Raw genomic sequence first — 18,155 nt, 5'->3', positions numbered from 1 at the left:
TCAGTGGAGCCCGACGACCTCCTGGGCGATGGCGGCCAGGCGGGTCTGGGCGGCCGACACGACGCCGTGCCGGTTCTTGTGGGCCTCCTCGTACGCGACGATCGCGCGCACGTCGGCTGGTTCGGTAAGTTCCTTGACGGCGGCGACCGCCTGGGAGACGTTGAGGTTGTCGTAGTCGGGGATCGGGAGTTCCTCGGCAGTGAGGATCCCGGTTGCACTGCGGGCCGTGTGGATCGCCCGGGCGGTCCCGTCCGCACCTTCGCGGCGGGTGACCCGTTCGGCGGTCTCGAGCGCGGCGTCCCGGCTGGCCGTCAGGGTCTTCGTGGCGACGTCGCCGGCGTGGGCGCCGCGCGCCAACAGCGCGCCGAGGGCGGGCCGCGTCGAGCGGGTGGCGTCGATCGCGCGGTCGATACCGCGCGCGGACCACGTCACGGGCAGGTTGACGATGCGGACCGCGGCGCCCGCGGCGGCCTGCAGCGGGGTGCGCCGCAGCGCGGCGGGTCCGCCGAGCGCATCCTCGGCCAGGACGGTGGTCAGCCACTCCACGGTCGCGCTGTGGGCGGTGATCAGCCGGTCGGCCAGGCCGACGACCGCGGGGGCCTGGGCCGCCGTGGCGAGGGCCTTGAGGTAGCGGGCGCGGTCGAGTAGCTGGTGCTCGAGCGCGAGGTCGCCCAGCAGTGCCTCGTCGAACGGCTGGGCCTGTTCGGCCATGGCCTTCACCGCGGCGGCGGCGCGGCCGACGAACGGGCCGATGACGTCGGGCAGGCCGCCCAGCTCGCGGATGGTGCGCTCGATGGCTTCGGCGCGGGCCCGGCCGTTGGCGGCGTTCTCGGTCAGTTCGCGGCGGACCGCGTCGGTGCGGGCCTGGGGAATGCGGGTCTCGGCGACCTGGATCTCGGTGTTGGTCAGGTCGAGCAGTGCTCGCAGCTGTGTGAGCAACGTAGCGGTGTCGGTCTTGGTCATCGTGCGTTCGCTCCTTCGGTCGATGTCATCGATGGGGCTCACCGACGTGACACGATTCGGCTACCCGGCTCCTACCGACGGGTAACACGATGTGAGGGAGGACACATTCAGCGGGATGTGATCGGGTCCTGCTGGTCTGGCCCCGACGCCGGCGATCAGTCCGCGCGCGACATCACCGCCACCAGGAACTCGGACTCGTCGGTGAACGGGCGCAGATCCCAGGTCGAGAGCTTCAGGTCCACCACGAGACCGTTGGCCGCGGCGTCGGCGAGGAACTGCGGGAACTCGTAGCCCCGGTTGGCCCCGAACCCCACGACCGCCCGGCCGGTGGGCGCGAGATGACGGGCGAATCCCGCCAGTACCGCGCCCCGGGTGGACGGCGCCAGGAACGTCATCACGTTGCCCGCGCAGACGATGACGTCGAAGTCGGCCGCGACCCCGCGGGCCGGCAGATCCAGCTCGGCGAGATCACCGACGAGCCAGGTCGGGCCGGGATGGTCCTCCTCCGCGGCGGCAATCAGCACCGGATCGACATCGACGCCGACCACCACGTGACCGGCATCGTGCAGATAGCCACCGAGCCGGCCCGGTCCGCACCCCGCGTCGAGGACCCGTCCGCCGCGGCCGAGCATCGCGTCGACCAGGCGTGCCTCCCCGACGATGTCCTTGCCCTCCGCCGCCATCGACCGGAAACGCTCCACGTACCACGTGGAGTGCGCGGGATCGGCAGCGGTGATCTCCTCCCACTGGCTGGGGGTGCGATCGCTGGGAGTACGTGCACTCATCGTCGGTTCCTCCTCGATTCGACCGCGCGGCACGCCGCGGTCACCTGTGCGGCCCACCTTAGGCACCCGGGGCGTCGGCCCGCCGATGCCCGCCCGCCCGATGCCCGGTCACCGACCTGTCTCGGGCAGGTTGACATTTCCGCGCCCGGGGGCAAATCTCCGGTGGGACGAATCCGACGACGGCGGCCGTGGTGGGAGTCGTGCACCCTGCTCGCCCGATCTCCGGCGCAAAGGAGCGCGATGTGAGTTCCCGCGATGTGAATTCCCCTGCCCAGCCCGACCGTCCGGTTCCGGACGAGGGGCCCGGCGCCGGGAACCGCCCCGGCGCGGCGCGGCCGATCCGCCGGTATCGCAGGGGCCGGGCTCATCGCCTGGAGAACGCCCTGATGAGCGCGCTGGTCCGGGCCGGCGTCGTCCCGCACTCGTACCTGCTGACCACCCGGGGTCGTCGCACCGGCCGGAAGCGCGCCAACCCGGTCACGGTCGTCGAGCATGCGGGCCGACGTTGGCTGGTAGCGCCCTACGGTGTGGTGCCCTGGGTGCTCAACGCGCGCGCTTCCGGCCGCATCGGCCTGACCCGCAGGTTCCGCACCCGTCACTACACGATCCGGGAGGTGTCGGCGCGGGAGGCCGGACCCGTCCTGCAGAAGTACGTGGCCATCGCATCCGCGACCCGGGACTACTTCCAGGCCGACAAGAATGCCTCCCCGGAGGAATTCGCGGCCGAGGCCGACCGCCACCCGGTGTTCGAACTCGCCCCGTGCGGGACGTCCGAGGGCTGAACCGAACCTCTTCCGGCACCGAACCTCTCCGGAACCGAACCTCACCGGAACCGGGGCGCCCCCGGAGAGGCGCCGGATCCGAGGCAGACCCTCCCGGGTCTGTTATTCATTCGTGACTGTTTGTTGCCGTTCGGTGATGTCGGCAGGGGTGGGAATGTCACCGTAGGGGGGCATGCTCGAGCACGTCAGGCTCAGGAGCATCAGCAGCAACGGTCGGGCGACGACTGTGCGGTGCGCACGAGGTTGGGACGTGACCATGGCGACCAGACCGGCATCCCCCACCGTGTCCTCCGAGCGAACCGTGTCCTCCGAGCGAACCGCGTCCTCCGAGCGGGCCGCCCCGCTCGTCGAGAGCCCCGGGGTCGGGTGGATTCTGTTGACGCTCTTCGGCCTCGGTGGGGGACTGGTGGCGGCGTCGATCGCCGGGTCGTTCCTGATCGGGATCTCGGTGGTGCTGCTCGTCGGCGGGCTGGCCGCGGTGCTGGTCGCCGTCGTGTGATCTCCGGTCCCGGCTGGGGAAGGTCGGGACCGGGCCCGTCGCCCGCACCGGCCTTTGCGCAGCGGGTCGCGCATGCGACGCTGGGGTCATGGTGTTCGTCCTCTCCGACCCCACCCGGCACGCGGATCCCGAGGCCGCGGGCCTGCAGGTGACGCCGTCCTACGCGCCGGTGCGCCGGCTGGACTCGGGCGCGCTCGCGGCGGTGGAGGTCCAGTTGCGCGGCCCCGCGGACGGGCCGCTCGCCACCGCGGAGGCCCTGCGGGTCGCGGCGCGGACCATGAGCGAGAAGTGGCACCTCGACCGGCTCAAGTGGTCGGTCGCGCAGTCGAGGCCGGTCCGGAACGTACCCGCGCTGGTGGCGATGGACCTCGAGTCGGTCGAGAGCCTCGACGTTCCCGATTCGGAGGGATTGCGGCGCGACGTCGTAGTGATCACGGAGGAGTCCCTGACGGCCAACCCGTCGCGGACGCTGCGCGCGGTGGCCGATGCCCGCCGCAGCGGCAAGGTCGTCGCGGTCGACGAGGTCGGGTCGCGTCCGCAGTCCCTGGCCCTGTTGCCGCTCGTCGAACCGGACGTGATCATCCTCGCGGCGCGGCTGCTGGCCCATCGTGCGGACACGGACACCGCCCGTACCGCGCACGCCGTGGCCGCCCAGGTCGAGCGGACGGGCGCGCTCGTGATCGCGGACGGCGTCGACTCGGAACTGTGCCGGCGACGGGCCCTGGGGCTCGGGGCCACGTACGGCCTCGGCGCGCTGTACCCCGCCGTCGACACCCCGGAACAACTCGACGAGGAGGGGATCGACCCCTTCCCGCCCGCACCCGTCCGCAGCGTCCGCCCGGAGGAGGCGCGCACCCCGTTCGCGATCGCCTCGGTGGGGCGCCGGCCCGTGCGCAGCCTCAAGCGCCTCCTGGTCGCGATGAGCACGAATCTCGAGAAGCAGGCCGGCGCCGCGGGCCCGGAGACCATCGTGCTCGGCACCTTCCAGTACGCCCGGCACTTCGGTGAGCGCACCCGCGCGCGGTGGCAGTACATGGCGGACCGGATCGCGTACGCCGGGGTGTACGGCGTGGGCCTCGGGCACTACGCGGAGGCGGGCATCCACCACGCGCCGCTCGACCCGGACGACCAGCTCGTCGAGGAGTGGAACGTCGTCGTCCTCGGCCCGCACTTCGCGTGCGTGCTGTCGGCCGTGGACCTGCATCGCGGCACCGCCGACCTCGACCGCGAGTTCGACTACGTCGTCTCGTACGACCGCGACACCGTGGTGCGCTGCGCCCGCTCGATCATGGACCGGTTCACGACGACGTAGGGCCGTCCGGCGCGGATGCCACCGGGCCGATCAGGACCCCCGGGTTCAGGATGCCCGCCGGGTCGAGAGCCGACTTGGCCGCCCGCAGGACCGCCGCGAACGGCTCGGGGCGTTGACGGTCGTACCAGGGCCGGTGATCCCGGCCGATCGCGTGGTGATGGGTGATCGTGCCGCCCGCAGCGAGGATCGCCTCCGACACGGCGGCCTTGATGTCGTCCCACTGGGCCACCGTGCTGCCCCACCGGCCCGCGGCGTAGATGCCGAAGTAGGGTGCGGGGCCGTCCGGGTACACGTGGCTGAATCGGCACGCGATCACCCCCGTCGCGCCCGCCCGGCGCATCGCGTCGTTCGCGGCGTCGTGCACCGCCGCCCGAAGAGAATCGAATGTGTCCCACGTGCAGGCGGTTTCGAAGGTCTCGACGATCATCGACCGCGCGGCGAGGGCGTCGCGCAGGTACGGCATGCGCAGGAACGACGACCGCCACCTGCCCGCGGCGTCCGTGTCCCTCTCGTCGCCGGCCGAGCCGGTGCGCCGCGGCGCCTCCGGCGCGGTGCGCCGCGGCGCTTCCGGCAGGGTGCCGCCGTGCCCGCGGCACAGTTCGACGGCGCGGTCCATCCAGGCGTCCACGGGATGATCGGCCGACTCGAAGGCGAGCAGGAGGACACCGCCCCCCGACGGCGTGGCCGCGTTGACGAACGCCTCGACGGGGTCCAGCAACCGGCAGTTGGCGGGCCGGAGACCGGACTGGGCGACGGCGCGGGTCGCCGCCACCGCCGCTCCGTAGTCGGTGAAGTGCACCGACGCGTCCGCCCGCCACCGGGGGCGCGGATGCAGCCGCATCCAGGCCTCGGTGACGACACCGAGGACCCCCTCCGAACCGAGGAACAGGCGATCCGGCGACGGTCCCGCTCCCGAGCCGGGCAGGCGACGCGACTCGCACGTGCCCGCCGGGGTGACGACCCGCATCGACTCCACCAGGTCGTCGATGTGGGTGTATCCGGTCGCGAAGTGGCCTCCCGAACGCGTGGCCAGCCAGCCTCCCAGCGTGGAGAACTCGAACGACTGCGGGAAGTGGCGCAGCGTCAGACCGGACGGGCGCAGTTCGTCTTCGAGCGCGGGACCCAGGGTGCCCGCCCCGATGCGGGCCGCCCGGCTCGTGCGGTCGATCTCCCGAACTCCTTCGAGGGCACCGAGATCCAGGCTCACCGCACCGGAGAAGTCGCCGTCGAGCCGCGGCTCGACACCGCCGACGACGGACGTGCCGCCGCCGAACGGAATCACGGCGACGTGCACCCGGGCACACCAGTCCAGGACGTCCACGATCTCGCCCTCGACGGTCGGCCGCACGACGAGGTCGGGCGGATGGCGCAGGTCGCCGAGCAGGTTCCGGACCACATCCCGGAACGCGCGCCCGTGGGTGTGGGCGGCCCGGTCCGTCGGGTCGGAGGAGCACAGCGCCGCAAGGGAATCCGGTGGAACGATCCGCGGGGGCGGCAGTCCGAGCGACGGCACGTCGGGCGGCGGGTGGTCCGTGAGGTCGGCGCCGGGCAGCAGGGCCGAGGCACGGTCGACCAGGTCCCGCAGCTCGGCGCCGCGCACCGCGTCCTCGACCGTGCCCCAGCCCCACCAGGAACGCGTGCCGGATCCCGTCACCGGACCCGCCTCGCGGTCCGCAGGGTCACGTGGTCTCGCCCGGCGTCGACAGCACGAGGTCGGCGGTGGTGGTGAAGCCGATGGGACCGTGCGGGACCCGGCCGGCCCGTTCCAGCACCAGATGCGCGGCGCGGCCGGCCAGGCGCAGCGTCGCGATCTGATTGCCGAAGAACGGTCCCGTCGCCTTGGTCCACTCGATCGGCACCGGCGGCACCTCCGACACGCGCCCGAGCGCGAAGCGCACGGTCCGTTCCATCGCCCGGCTCCAGGAGATGCGGAACACCGCCCGGACCGCGGCGGGCACGTAGTTGTGCAGCGGCGAGCAGGTCAGCTGGTACACCCGGGTCTGCATCGGATCCGGGAACCGCGCCTGCGCGACGTAGGCGTGGTGCACGTCGCCCGAGAGCACGCAGATCGTCGCGGGGGGACGGCCGGACGGTCCGGTGCAACGGCCCCGGCCGATGTCGGCGAAGAGCCGGGCGAGCCGGTCGAACGAGTCGCGGAACGCCGCCCAGTGCTCGAGATCCGCGCCGCGACGGACGGTCTCCGCCCAGCGGGCGACCCGATTCCCGCGCACCCCGGCGGCGAGCCGCTCGTCCCAGGATTCGAGGTCGTGCAGCGCCCGCGGCAGCAGCCACGGCAGCGACGTCCCGACGAGCAGGTGGTCGTAGTCGCCCTGGGTCTGCCGCTCGATCCAGGAGAACTCCGGGTCCGAGACCATCTCCCGCCGGCCGCCGGACAGGACCCGCCCGCACCGCGAGTCGATCACGAGCAGTCGCACCCTCCCGAGGTCGCGCCGGTAGGACCACTGGGCGCCCTTCGCGCCGTCGGCCTCCTCGTCCGCGGCCGATGCGAACTCGCGCAGCAGCGGCTCGGCGTCCCCGTCTGCCTTCCGGACGCGCTGGTACAGCGCGTTCTCCGCCAGTTGGACGGGGTCGAGGTTGCCGAGGTGCTGGTACACCCAGTACGACGCCAGCCCGCCGACGATGCGTTCCTCCCACCACGAGGTGGCCTCGACCTCGTCGCGCCAGGACTGCGAGGTGTTCCAGTCGTCGTGCACGTCGTGGTCGTCGAAGATCATCGACGTGGGGACGGTGGACAGCAGCCACCGCACGTGCGGATCGGACCACGACTCGGCGTAGAGCCAGGTGTACTCCTCGTAGTTGCGGACCTGCGGGCCGGGAGGCTCGTCGAGGTCGTGGCGTTCGCGGACCCGCTCGAGGGTCTGTTCGGACAGTTCGTCGGCGTAGACCTGGTCGCCGAGGAGCAGCAGCGCGTCGGGCCACCGGTCCGGGGTCCGGGTCATCATGCGCTGCGCGTATGCGTCGAGGGCGTCGGCGCCGAGCTTGTCGTCGTTCTCGGTGGCGGACGTGGTGGCGAACCGGCACGATCCGAAGGCCAGTTCGAGCGGCCCGCCGTCGCTGAGGGTGCGGACGACGGACGCGGGGAAGTCGGGGTGCGGCCAGACCGGATCGCCGTCGAGGCGGACCTCGTACGGAGTGGTCGAGCCGGGCTCGAGGTCCTCGATCACCACCAGTGCGTAGTGGTGGCCGGCCACGGTCCAGGTGCGCTCCCGGTGGCCGAGAATCTCGACGGTGCACGGGTCCGACGTCTCCACCCACACGGTGGCGTCGCTGCGACCGACGTGCCGAAGGACCGGGCCCAGGATGAGCTCTGCCATGGCGCCACCTACCTCGGGGTTCGGATCGGCGATACAGCCATGCGCACGAGCCTACTGGTCCGCGGGGTCTCCGCGGCCCAGCTCGGCCGATTCGTCGGCGGGGGTGGTGCCGGGCGCCGATGCGGAGGATCGTGAGGGGTGCCGGGCGACCGGCGGCCAGGTGCACCGCGAGGGGATCGGAGCGAAACCGTTGAGTACCGAGCACAGGCCCGAGGATCCGCTGGAGAACATCGACGAGGACACGAAGCGCCGCGCGAAGGAACAGGCGGAGGAGATGCAGCGCCGGTACGAGCCGGGGGCCCGGCCGACGGTGACGCTGCCCGGGACCGGGGGGACGGTGTCGGGCACGGCGTTCGCCGACCTCGTCGACACGGGGTCCGACGAGGTCGACGAGGAGGGCGACACCGCCTCCGGGCGCTGAGCCCCGCACCGCGGGGAGGCGCTGAGCCCCGCACCGCGGGGAGGCGCTGAGCCCCGCACCGCGGGGAGGCGCTGAGCCCGGACGGCGGTCACATCCGGGCGAGCAGCGCGTCCAGCGCGTCGTAGCTCTGGCCGAGACCCTCGGCCATGCCGGAGTTCAGCATGCCGTCGCGTTCCTCGGGCGTGTGGAACTGCGAGACGGTGACCACGCGGGTGCGGCCGTCGCCGAGGTCCTCGAACGTCGCGGTGTCGATGGCGACGTATGCCGGCATCCCGTCCCATTCGAAGGACTGCACGATGCGGTCCTTGGGCGCGATCTCCCGGAATCGCCCTTCGAACCCGTGGGTTTCGCCGTCGCTGTGCTCGACGAACCGCCAGTGTCCACCCCGTTCGAACTCGTAGCGTTCGACGTCGAGCCGGTTGCCCCGGCCCCACCACTGGGCGAGCAGTTCGGGCTCGGTGTAGGCGGCCCACACGCGGTCGCGGTCGGCGTCGAAGACGCGCTCGACCCGGATCTCGCGCTCGCTGGGCGTCGTAACGGCAAGCGGAGCAGAGGGATTCGTGGTGGTCATGACGTTCCTTTCGTTCGGTCGAGGAACTCCGCGAGGCGGTCCATGCGGCCCTCGATCATCTGCTGGTGGTTGCGGATCCAGTCCGCCTCCCGCTCGAGCGGGTTGGTGCCGAGCCGGCAGTAGCGCACCCGGCCCTTCTTCTCGGTGACGACGAGACCTGCCTCCTCGAGTAGCCGGACGTGTTTGGTGATCCCGGTCGGCGTCATCCGGTACCGGGCGGCCAGGTCGCTGATCGAGGCCGGTCCGGCACGCAGGTCCTGGAGGATCCCGCGCCGGGTGGGGTCCGACAACGCCGCGAACGTGGCATCGAGACTCGAATACTGAACCATTAGGTTCAGTGTTGCATCGGGGCGGAGCCCTGTCAACGGTCCGGGCGGGCCGATAATGTGCAGCTCATGCCGAAGTCCTTCGCCTTCACCACCGAGCTGGACCACCACGTCCGGGACGTGCACGCGGCCCTGATCGACGAGCGGTACTGGCTCGACCGGGTGGCGGACCGGGCGAGCGCCACCGCGGTGGTCGAGGAACCGCACGGTCCGGGCACCCTGCGCGTGACCGTCACGGACCGGTCCGAACCCTCGGAGCTGCCGTCGATCGTGCGCGGGATGCTGCGCGGCCCGCTGGTCATCGAGCGCACGGACGAATGGGGTCCGCTGATGGGCGAGGCCGCCGAGGGGCGGATGTCCGGAGGCGCCACCGGCCTGCCCGTCGCCCTCGAGGGACGCTCGCGGCTGCGGGTGAGCGAGACCGGCGGCACGTTCATCGACGTACAGGGGCAGGTCGTGGTCCGGGTCCCGCTCCTCGGGGGCCGGATCGAGTCGATGGTGCACGGGATGGTCCTGCAGATCGTCGAGAACGATCGGATCGCGATCGCGGCGTGGCTGTCGCGCTGACCTGCCGCGACCGCCCGCGCCGCGCCTGCTGCACCGCCGCGGCGGCGAGCCCTGTCACCGCGGTGTGATAAGCCGGTGGAGGACCGGAACACACCGAGCGACGAGGGGACCTGCGTGCTGACGCTGCACCGCGCCGAGCGCGCCGACACCCTGGCGGCCGCCCTCGCCGACCTGCTCGCCGTGCCCCTCGCCGACCCGTTCGCCCGCGAGCTCGTCGCCGTCCCCGCCAAGGGGGTTGAGCGGTGGCTGACCCAGCGGCTGTCGACGGTGCTCGGGGGTACCTGCGGCGACGGCGTCGCCGCCAACATCGACCACCCGTCGCCGGCACGGCTGGTGGACGAGGCACTGGCCGCCGCCACCGGCCGGGCGGCGGAGGACGACCCGTGGCATCCCGACCGGATGCTGTGGACGCTGCTCGACGTCGTCGACGACTGCCTCGACGAATCGTGGTGCACCGTCCTCGCCCGGCATCTCGGCCGCGACGGCGTCGATCACCGCGCCGGCCGTCGCTACGCCACCGCCGCCCACCTGGCCGGCCTGTTCCGCAGCTACTCCACGCAGCGCCCGGAGATGCTCGTCGACTGGGCCGCCGGACGCGACACGGACGGCACCGGCCACGGCCTCGCCGACCACCTCGGGTGGCAGGCACGGCTGTGGCGGCGGCTGCGCGAGCGCATCGGCGACGACAGTCCCGCCGAGCGGCTCACCGCCGCCTGCGCGCGGTTGCGCGCCGAGCCCGCGCTCGTGGACTGGCCGTCGCGGCTGTCGCTGTTCGGACCCACCCGGCTCACCGTCGCCCAGTGCGCCGTGCTGTCCGCGATCGCCGCGAACCGCGATGTGCACCTGTGGATTCCGCACCCCAGCCCGGCCATGTGGGAGGGGCAGGCGGCCGCGGAGCCGGTGCGCCGGCGCGCCGACGACCGCAGCGCCCTCGCGGTGCAACACCCCCTCCTGGCGAGCCTGGCCCGTGACGTGCGCGAACTGCGCGCGCACCTGGCCGGCCCCGGAGTCGCCGACGTGCACCACACCGGCCGGCCCGGCCCCGACACCCTCCTCGGCCGGCTGCAGGACGACCTCCGCGCCGACCGGCCCCCGGCCCGCTCCGCGGTCGCCGACGGCACGATCCGCATCCACGCCTGTCACGGCCCGGCCCGGCAGGTCGAGGTGCTGCGCGAGTGCCTGCTGCACCTGTTCGCGGACGATCCGGGTCTCGAACCGCGCGACGTGGTCGTCATGTGCCCGGACGTGGAGACCTACGCGCCGCTCGTGCAGGCCGCCTTCGGTCAGGGCGCCCTCGCCCAGCGCGACGCTTCCGGACACCCCGGGCACCGGTTGCGGGTGCGTCTGGCCGATCGGGGCCTGCGCCGCACCAACCCGGTGCTGGCGGTCGTGTCGACGCTCGTGGACCTCGCCGACGCGCGGGTGACCGCCAGCGAGGTCCTCGACCTCGCCGCCGCCGCGCCGGTGCGCCGGCGGTTCGGCCTCGTCGACGACGACCTCGAACGGCTGCAGGAGTGGACCGCCGCCGCCGGCGCCCGATGGGGCATCGGCAAGGGACAGCGAAACGCCTTCGGGCTCGGGGACTTCCCGCAGAACACCTTCGGCACGGCACTGGACCGGATCCTGCTCGGTGCGGCCGCCGACGAGTCGCAGAGCGAGTGGCTCGGGCTCACCCTCCCGCTCGACGACGTCGAGAGCAACGACATCGACCTGACCGGACGGTTCGCCGAGTACATCGACCGGCTGACGGTGGCGCTGCACGGCCTGCGCGGTCCGCAACCGGCCGCGCAGTGGGCCGCCGCCCTCGCCCGCGCACTGGACCTGCTGACCGACGTCGAGCCCGCCGACGCCTGGCAGCTCGCCCAGGCGCACCGCGAACTCGCGGCCGCCGTCGAGCACGCCGGGCCGGCGCCGCTGCGGCTCGCCGACGTGCGGGCCATGCTGGCGGCCCGGCTCGCGGGGCGGCCGACGCGCGCGAACTTCCGCACCGGTGAACTGACCGTGTGCACGATGGTGCCGATGCGGTCGGTGCCGCACCGGGTCGTGGTCCTGCTCGGCCTCGACGACGAGGTCTTCCCCCGCGCCGCGCACATCGACGGTGACGACGTGCTGGCATTGAACCCCTGTCTGGGAGAACGTGATCCGCGCAGCGAGGACCGGCAGTTGCTGCTCGACGCCGTCATGTCGGCGGGGGAAACGCTACTGCTGTTCTACACCGGTGCGGACCCGGTCACCGGCGCCCGCCGGCCACCGGCGATCCCGCTCAGCGAGCTGCGCGATGTGGTCGAGACGATGGTCGGACCCGAGGGCATGGCCGAGGTCGTCACCCGGCATCCGCTGCAGCCGTTCGATCCGCGCAACTTCCGGCCCGGCCGCCCGCTGAGCTTCGACCGGGCCGCACTCGCCGGGGCGCGCGCCGCGCAGCATCCGGCGAGGCACCGGCCCGGGCTGCTGCACCGTCCGCTCGCGCCCGTCGCGCGCACCGACGTCGACCTCGCCGACCTCGTCGCGTTCGTCACCCACCCCACCCAGGCGTTCCTGCGGCAGCGGCTCGGGGTGCGGGTGCCCGACCGGGACGAGGACATCGCGGACGCCCTCGACATCGGGCTCGACCCGCTCGCCCGGTGGGACCTCGGCGACCGCATGCTCGAGGCGCTGCTCGCCGGCACGGACCCCGCGGACTTCCGGGCCGCCGAATGGCGGCGCGGGACACTGCCGCCGTACCGGCTCGGCGAGCTCGCGCTCGACGACGTCGCCGGCACCGTGGACGCCCTGGTGGCGGTGTGCCGGCCGATCTACACGGGACCGGCCGACACCGTCGACGTGAACGTCGACCTCGGCGACGGCCGGCGGCTGACCGGCACGGTCGGCGGGGTCCACGGCACCGTCGTCGCCCGCAGCACCTTCTCCCGGCTGGCGCCGAAGCACCGCCTCACCGCCTGGGTGCACCTGCTCGCCGTCGCCGCGTCGGACCGGCCGGGGCAGTGGCAGGCGATCACCACCGGCCGCGGCCGGTTCCGCAGCACCCCGGCCTGGCGGTCCACGATCAACGCCCCCGCCGACGCGCTCGAGCAGCTCGCCCGGCTCGTGGACCTGCGCGACCGCGGGCTGCACGAGCCGCTGCCGACGGCCACCGCCGCCGCCGCGGAGTACGCCGAGCGGCGACACCGCGGCGACTCCGTCGAGATGGGCGTCGACGCCGCCGCCCAGGAGTTCGGCTCCACCTACGGCGAACGCACCGACCGGCACATCGCCTACCTGTACGGCTCCGGCGTGACGCTGCGGGACCTGACCGCCGTCGCCGCCCGCGACGACGAGCAGGCGTGGCACGGCGAGCCCACCCGGTTCGGCGCCCTCGCGCGGCGCCTGTGGGAGCCGTTGCTGTCCAACGAGATCCAGGGGCGTCCGTGACCCGAACCGTGTCGAAGTTCGACCTGCTCGGGGCGCTCCCGACGGGCACCACCGTGCTCGAGGCCAGCGCGGGAACCGGCAAGACCTACGCCATCGTCGGCCTGGCCACCCGGTTCGTCGCCGAGGGGGCGGCGGAGCTGTCGCAGCTGCTGCTGGTGACGTTCAGCCGCGCCGCGACGCAGGAACTGCGCGAACGCACCCGGGACCGGTTCGCCGGCGTCGCGCGGGCGCTGGCCGACCCGGAGGCCGCGCGGCACCACCCCGACGAGCTGATCCGGCACCTCGCCGGCGGCGACGTGGCCACGCACCGGCGCCGGCTGCTGCGGGCCCTGTCCGACTTCGACGCCGCCACCATCGCCACCACGCACGGATTCTGCCAGCGCATGCTCGACGAGCTCGGTACCGCCGGCGAGCGGGACACCGACGCGGTGCTCGTCGAGGACGTCGACGACCTGACCATCGAGGTCATCGCGGACCTGTACCTGCGCCGGTACGGGCGGGCGGACAGGGCACCGATCTCGCATGCCGAGGCCGCGGAGGCCGCGCGCGCCGCGGTCTTCGACCCCCAGGCCGCCCTCGCCCCCGAGGGCGCCGACGGCACGCCCGCCGGGGAACGTGTCGAGTTCGCCCGGGCCGTGCGGGCCGAGGTCGACCGGCGCAAGCGCCTCGCGGGCCTGCGGGACTACGACGACCAGCTCGCGCTGCTGCACGCGGTGCTGACCGACCCGGAGCACGGCGAGGCCGCGTGCCGCCGCATCGGCTCCCGCTTCCGCGTCGTGCTCGTCGACGAGTTCCAGGACACCGACCCGCTGCAGTGGGAGATCCTGCGCAGCGCGTTCCACCGCCGCACGACCCTCGTCCTCGTCGGCGACCCGAAGCAGGCCATCTACGCGTTCCGCGGCGCCGAGGTGCTGAGCTACCTCGGCGCGATGGAGTTCGCCGACGGCCACCAGGAACTCGTCTGCAACTGGCGCAGCGACGGGAACCTGCTCGCCGCCCTCGACCATCTGTACGGCGGTGCGGCCCTGGGTGATCCGCGGATCGTCGCGCACCCGGTGGAGGCGGCGCAGCCGGCGTCCCGGATCGCCGGGGCAGCGCCGCTGCGGCTGCGGCACCTGCCGCGGACCGGGGCCGGCCCGTGCGGCGCCTCCGGTTTCCCGAAGGCCCAGGCGCTGCAGGAACGGGTGGCACGCGACGTCGCGGCCGACGTCGCGGCCCTGCTCGGTGGCGACGTCACCGTCGACCTCGGGGCCGGCCGCCGGCCCGTCGAACCCGGCGACGTCGCGGTCCTGGTGCGCACCAATGCGCAGGTCGCCCTCGTCCACGGGGCGCTCACCGGTGCCGGGATCCCGGCCGTGCTGGCCGGCGGGACGAGTGTCTTCGCGACCCCGGCCGCGCGGGAATGGCTGCGGGTGCTGCAGGCGCTCGAACAGCCGCACCGCCCCGACCGGGTGCGGTTGGCCGCTCTGACCTCGCTGATGGGCCGCACCGCCGAGGACGTCGATACCCGGGGCGACGAACTCGTCGCCGCGATCGGCACCCTGCTGCGCGAACTGGACGTCGTGTTCGAGCGGTCCGGCTTCGCCGCGCTCTTCGAGCGCCTCGCCGCGTTCTGCGACCTCGAACCGCGGCTGCTGGGATGGCCGGGCGGCGAGCGGGAACTGACCGATCTGCGGCACCTCGCGCAACTGCTCGACGAGACCGCGTCGGCCGAGGCGCTGGGTGTCACGGCGCTGACCCGCTGGCTGACGGAACGGATCGCCGAGGCGGGCACGGCCCGCGCCGACCGCAGCCGCCGCCTCGACAGCGACGCCGCCGCGGTGCAGGTGCTCACCGTCCACGCCAGCAAGGGCCTCGAATTCCCCGTCGTGTACGTGCCGTTCGCGTGGGAGTCGGGCGTCCGGTCGAAACCCGACCGGCTCCTGCTCCACGACGACGACGGCCGCCGCGTCCTCGACGTCGGCGGCGAGGGCAGCGCGGGCTACGGCGAGCGCCGCCGGCGCCACGACGAGGAGGTGGCCGGCGAGGAACTGCGCCTGCTCTACGTCGCGCTGACCCGCGCCCGCTGTCACCTGGTGCTGTGGTGGGCTCCGGGGTACAGCACCTCCGGTGCCCCGCTGCACCGCATGCTCTTCGGCCGCGTGCCGGGCACCTCCGAGATCGCCCACAAGGCGCGCGTGCCCGAGGACCCGATCGTGGCGCAGCAGCTGACCGGGTGGGCCGGCCGGGCCGCAGGCACGGCGTCCGTCGAGGCCGTCGGATCGGCGCCGATCCCCGCCGTCACGTGGGTGCGGCCGCACGAGACCGTCGTGGAACTCGAGGCCGCCCGCTTCGACCGCGAGCTCGACGACGCCTGGCGGCGCACCTCCTACACCGCCCTCACCGCCGCTGCCCACGAGGGGCCCGGCGCGGGCGCCGAGGCCGAACAGCCCGCGAAGACCGACGAACCCGAGGAACCCCCGCTGCTGCCGGCCGACGCGGCGGACGACGGCATCGCGTCCCCGATGAACCCGCTGCCCGGCGGGGCCGTGTTCGGCACCCTCGTGCACGCGGTGCTCGAGGTCGTCGACACCGCGGCCGCCGACCTCGGGGCGGAACTGCTGCGCTGTTGCCGCGACACCGTCGCCGAACAATTCTCCGACGTCGACCCCGAGGAGCTGGCCGAGGCCCTGCTGCCGGTCCTGCGCACCCCGCTCGCCGGGGGCGCGGGCACGCTCGCCGACATCGCTCCCGCCGACCGGCTCGCCGAACTCGACTTCGAGCTGCCCCTCGCCGGGGGTGACGACCCCGTCGCCACCACCGTCACCCTCGACGGTGTCGCCCGGCTGCTGCGTGCCCACCTGCCCGCCGGCGACCCGTTCGCGTCCTACGCCGATCTCGTGGGCATCCTCGAGCCGACCCCGCTGCGCGGCTACCTCACCGGCAGCATCGATTCGGTCCTGCGGATCCACGGCACCGAGCCGCGATTCGTGATCGTCGACTACAAGACGAACCGGCTCGGGCCGGAGGAGCTCACCACCGCCCACTACACCCGGGACCGGATGGCCGAGGAGATGCTGCGCGCCCACTACCCGATGCAGGCGCTGCTGTATGCCGTTGCCCTGCACCGGTATCTGCGGTGGCGGCTGCCCGGGTACGACCCGGCCGTGCACCTCGGCGGCGTGCAGTACCTGTTCGTGCGCGGCATGGTCGGCCCGGACACCCCCGCGGGCTGCGGCGTGTTCGACTGGGCGCCGCCGCCCGCCCTCGTCGCCGAACTGTCCGACCTGCTGGCAGGCAAGGAGGTCCCGTGACGAACGCCCAGGTGGCCCAGCGTGGCAAGGGGGCCCTGCGGGTCTTCAACGAGGCCGGGGTGCTCGCGGCCGCCGACGTGCACGTCGCGCTGCGGCTGGCCCAGCTGTCCGGGGAGACCGCCGAGGACGTGCACCTCGCGACCGCGTTGGCCGTGCGCGCCGTGCGTGCCGGTTCGGTGTGCCTGGACCTGACCCGGTTGCGGGAGGTCACCGTCGACGAGGCCGCAGAGGTGGATCTCGCGGCGCTGCCGTGGCCGGACGACGACGCCGTCGTCGCCGGGTTGCGCCGCAGTCCGCTCGTCGTCGGCGGCGACCGCGGCCCGCTGCGCCCGCTGCGCCTGGTGGACACCGCCGACGGCCCGCTGCTGTACCTCGAGCGCTACTTCCGTCAGGAGGAGACGGTCCGGCAGATCCTCGACGCCCGCGGGCTCGGTCATCCCGTCGTCGACGAGCAGACGCTCGAGCGGGGGCTGCGGGAGCTGTTCCGGGACCAGCACGACCCCGGCCGCCCGGCCGCCGCACCGGATCGGCAGCGCATCGCCGCGGCGCTGGCCGCCACCGGGTGGACCACGGTCATCGCCGGCGGGCCGGGCACCGGCAAGACCCACACCGTCGCCCGGATCCTGGCGCTCCTGACCACGCTGCACGGCCCCGCCCTGCGCATCGGATTGGCCGCGCCCACCGGCAAGGCCGCGGCCCGGCTGCAGGAATCCGTCCGCGAGCAGGCCGAGCCGCTGGGCCTGCGCGCCGACCTGTCCGCGATGACCCTGCACCGCATGCTCGGCTGGCAGCGCGGCCGCACCCGGTATCGCTACCACGCCGGCAACCACCTGCCCTACGACGTCGTGGTCGTCGACGAGACGTCGATGGTGTCGCTGACCATGATGTGCCGGCTGCTCGAGGCCGTCCGCCCCGGCACCCGCCTGATCCTGGTGGGCGACCCCGACCAGCTGACCTCCGTCGACGCCGGCGCCGTCCTGGCCGACCTCGTCGCCCGTCCCGTCACCGCCGCGGGAAACCCCGTTCTCGGCCGCGTCGTCGGACCCGACCTCGACGCCGGCGACGACCCCGCCGAGGCGGCGCTCTCGCCGGGGGAACGGAACCGGCTGCGCGGCGGCGTGATCCGGCTCAGCCGCGGCCGGCGGTTCGGTGGCGACATCGCACACCTGGCCGTCGCCGTGCGGGAGGGCGACGCCGACGCGGTGATGCGGATTCTCGAGGGCGGTGGCACCGAGGTGTCCTTCCACGCGCCGAACGACCTGGAGGCCCTGCGGCACGACGTCGTCACCACCGCCGCGACCGTCACCGCCGCCGCCGTCGCGGGCGACGCCGTGACTGCGCTCGAGCAGTTCGAGACGCACCGCCTGCTGTGCGCACACCGCGAGGGACCGTACGGGGTGCAGTGGTGGGCGCGGCGGGCGATGGAGTGGATCGCCACCGACACCGGCCGGCGGCTCGACGCCGAGCGCTGGTACCCGGGTCAGCCGCTGCTCGTCACCGCCAACGACCACGAGACCCGCATCTACAACGGCGACACCGGCGTCGTGGTCGTCGCCGCCGACGGCGAACCCGTCGCGGCGTTCGCGCGCGGCAAGGAGCCGTTCCGGCTCCACCCGAGCCAGCTGTCGGCCGTGCAGACCGTATACGCGATGACGATCCACCGCAGCCAGGGCAGCCAGTACGGCACGGTCTCGGTGATCCTGCCCCCACCCGAATCCTCTTTGTTGACCCGCGAATTGCTGTACACCGCGATCACCCGGGCGCGCGGTCACGTGCGCCTGATCGGCACCGAGGAAGCCGTCCGCGCCGGGGTCGAGCGTCGGGTGCTGCGAGCCAGCGGCCTGCGCCGGCAGCTGCCGGGCCCTCGAGCCGTCCGGTGATACCAAAGTG

The 18,155-nt window shown here is 73.6% G+C and carries 14 protein-coding genes; 8 read left to right on the top strand and 6 right to left on the bottom strand.

The window, feature by feature from the left end:
* Both AIIKEEIJ_RS16835 and AIIKEEIJ_RS16830 read right to left on the bottom strand, forming a co-directional pair.
* On the bottom strand, window positions 1-963 hold the full coding sequence (locus tag AIIKEEIJ_RS16835) for a ferritin-like domain-containing protein (protein WP_161996193.1): 963 nt from the start codon (window positions 961-963) through the stop codon (window positions 1-3).
* Window positions 964-1,118: 155 nt separating this feature from the next.
* On the bottom strand, window positions 1,119-1,748 hold the full coding sequence (locus AIIKEEIJ_RS16830; RefSeq protein WP_029542256.1) for a class I SAM-dependent methyltransferase: 630 nt from the start codon (window positions 1,746-1,748) through the stop codon (window positions 1,119-1,121).
* 242 nt (window positions 1,749-1,990) lie between these two features.
* Here AIIKEEIJ_RS16830 and AIIKEEIJ_RS16825 point away from each other — a divergent pair, with 242 nt between their 5' ends.
* The 3 genes from AIIKEEIJ_RS16825 to AIIKEEIJ_RS16815 all read left to right on the top strand — a co-directional run bounded on the left by AIIKEEIJ_RS16825 (window position 1,991) and on the right by AIIKEEIJ_RS16815 (window position 4,341).
* Window positions 1,991-2,530: a nitroreductase family deazaflavin-dependent oxidoreductase gene (locus AIIKEEIJ_RS16825; RefSeq protein WP_231385873.1), complete on the top strand. Its 540-nt coding sequence runs from the start codon at window positions 1,991-1,993 to the stop codon at window positions 2,528-2,530.
* Between the two features lie 301 nt (window positions 2,531-2,831).
* Entirely contained in the window at window positions 2,832-3,029 is a 198-nt protein-coding gene (locus AIIKEEIJ_RS16820; RefSeq protein ID WP_006948005.1) for a hypothetical protein, read from the top strand.
* A gap of 88 nt (window positions 3,030-3,117) precedes the next feature.
* Complete coding sequence (locus AIIKEEIJ_RS16815) at window positions 3,118-4,341, top strand: EAL domain-containing protein (RefSeq protein WP_050034834.1); 1,224 nt, start codon at window positions 3,118-3,120, stop codon at window positions 4,339-4,341.
* On the opposite strand, the gene AIIKEEIJ_RS16810 is transcribed toward AIIKEEIJ_RS16815, so the two are convergent.
* Both AIIKEEIJ_RS16810 and AIIKEEIJ_RS16805 read right to left on the bottom strand, forming a co-directional pair.
* Window positions 4,328-5,995: an FAD-linked oxidase C-terminal domain-containing protein gene (locus AIIKEEIJ_RS16810; RefSeq protein ID WP_161996191.1), complete on the bottom strand. Its 1,668-nt coding sequence runs from the start codon at window positions 5,993-5,995 to the stop codon at window positions 4,328-4,330. The two genes, AIIKEEIJ_RS16815 and AIIKEEIJ_RS16810, sit on opposite strands and share 14 nt — an antisense overlap.
* Before the next feature lie 25 nt (window positions 5,996-6,020).
* Window positions 6,021-7,676, bottom strand: coding sequence for a DUF7800 domain-containing protein (locus tag AIIKEEIJ_RS16805; RefSeq protein WP_161996190.1), 1,656 nt, complete (start codon window positions 7,674-7,676; stop codon window positions 6,021-6,023).
* Window positions 7,677-7,896: 220 nt separating this feature from the next.
* Between AIIKEEIJ_RS16805 and AIIKEEIJ_RS16800 the strand changes: the two genes are divergently transcribed.
* Window positions 7,897-8,097 (top strand): hypothetical protein, encoded by a 201-nt coding sequence (locus AIIKEEIJ_RS16800; protein WP_260502470.1) that lies wholly within the window; start codon window positions 7,897-7,899, stop codon window positions 8,095-8,097.
* 88 nt (window positions 8,098-8,185) lie between these two features.
* On the opposite strand, the gene AIIKEEIJ_RS16795 is transcribed toward AIIKEEIJ_RS16800, so the two are convergent.
* Complete coding sequence (locus tag AIIKEEIJ_RS16795) at window positions 8,186-8,668, bottom strand: SRPBCC family protein (RefSeq protein WP_006948019.1); 483 nt, start codon at window positions 8,666-8,668, stop codon at window positions 8,186-8,188.
* The gene (locus tag AIIKEEIJ_RS16790; RefSeq protein WP_043799194.1) at window positions 8,665-8,997 is read right to left on the bottom strand and encodes an ArsR/SmtB family transcription factor; all 333 of its coding nucleotides are present in this window, start codon (window positions 8,995-8,997) and stop codon (window positions 8,665-8,667) included. The genes AIIKEEIJ_RS16795 and AIIKEEIJ_RS16790 overlap by 4 nt, the downstream gene beginning before the upstream one ends.
* A 66-nt stretch (window positions 8,998-9,063) precedes the next feature.
* Between AIIKEEIJ_RS16790 and AIIKEEIJ_RS16785 the strand changes: the two genes are divergently transcribed.
* The 4 genes from AIIKEEIJ_RS16785 to recD all read left to right on the top strand — a co-directional run bounded on the left by AIIKEEIJ_RS16785 (window position 9,064) and on the right by recD (window position 18,145).
* Complete coding sequence (locus AIIKEEIJ_RS16785) at window positions 9,064-9,561, top strand: DUF2505 domain-containing protein (protein WP_006948023.1); 498 nt, start codon at window positions 9,064-9,066, stop codon at window positions 9,559-9,561.
* A gap of 114 nt (window positions 9,562-9,675) precedes the next feature.
* Window positions 9,676-12,972 carry an exodeoxyribonuclease V subunit gamma gene (recC, locus tag AIIKEEIJ_RS16780; RefSeq protein WP_029542272.1) on the top strand — a complete coding sequence of 1,099 codons (3,297 nt, stop codon included), beginning with the start codon at window positions 9,676-9,678 and terminating at the stop codon, window positions 12,970-12,972.
* Complete coding sequence (locus AIIKEEIJ_RS16775; RefSeq protein ID WP_029542274.1) at window positions 12,969-16,265, top strand: UvrD-helicase domain-containing protein; 3,297 nt, start codon at window positions 12,969-12,971, stop codon at window positions 16,263-16,265. Before recC ends, AIIKEEIJ_RS16775 begins: the two co-directional genes overlap by 4 nt.
* Window positions 16,262-18,145 (top strand): exodeoxyribonuclease V subunit alpha, encoded by a 1,884-nt coding sequence (recD, locus tag AIIKEEIJ_RS16770; RefSeq protein WP_029542275.1) that lies wholly within the window; start codon window positions 16,262-16,264, stop codon window positions 18,143-18,145. The genes AIIKEEIJ_RS16775 and recD overlap by 4 nt, the downstream gene beginning before the upstream one ends.
* Window positions 18,146-18,155: the final 10 nt, after the last annotated feature.

The organism is Rhodococcus sp. YH1 (assembly GCF_009939605.1).
Taxonomy (GTDB): Bacteria; Actinomycetota; Actinomycetes; order Mycobacteriales; family Mycobacteriaceae; genus Rhodococcus; species Rhodococcus aetherivorans.
Note: the sequence above shows the minus strand (reverse complement) of the source record. Positions and strands in the feature narration are given on the sequence as shown.

What these genes read in the sequence shown, in the direction of transcription:
- AIIKEEIJ_RS16835 (WP_161996193.1), bottom strand. Translation starts at nt 963, where the DNA reads ATGACCAAGACCGACACCGCTACGTTGCTCACACAGCTGCGAGCACTG.
- AIIKEEIJ_RS16830 (WP_029542256.1), bottom strand. Translation starts at nt 1,748, where the DNA reads ATGAGTGCACGTACTCCCAGCGATCGCACCCCCAGCCAGTGGGAGGAG.
- AIIKEEIJ_RS16815 (WP_050034834.1), top strand. Translation starts at nt 3,118, where the DNA reads ATGGTGTTCGTCCTCTCCGACCCCACCCGGCACGCGGATCCCGAGGCC.
- AIIKEEIJ_RS16805 (WP_161996190.1), bottom strand. Translation starts at nt 7,676, where the DNA reads ATGGCAGAGCTCATCCTGGGCCCGGTCCTTCGGCACGTCGGTCGCAGC.
- AIIKEEIJ_RS16795 (WP_006948019.1), bottom strand. Translation starts at nt 8,668, where the DNA reads ATGACCACCACGAATCCCTCTGCTCCGCTTGCCGTTACGACGCCCAGC.
- AIIKEEIJ_RS16790 (WP_043799194.1), bottom strand. Translation starts at nt 8,997, where the DNA reads ATGGTTCAGTATTCGAGTCTCGATGCCACGTTCGCGGCGTTGTCGGAC.
- AIIKEEIJ_RS16785 (WP_006948023.1), top strand. Translation starts at nt 9,064, where the DNA reads ATGCCGAAGTCCTTCGCCTTCACCACCGAGCTGGACCACCACGTCCGG.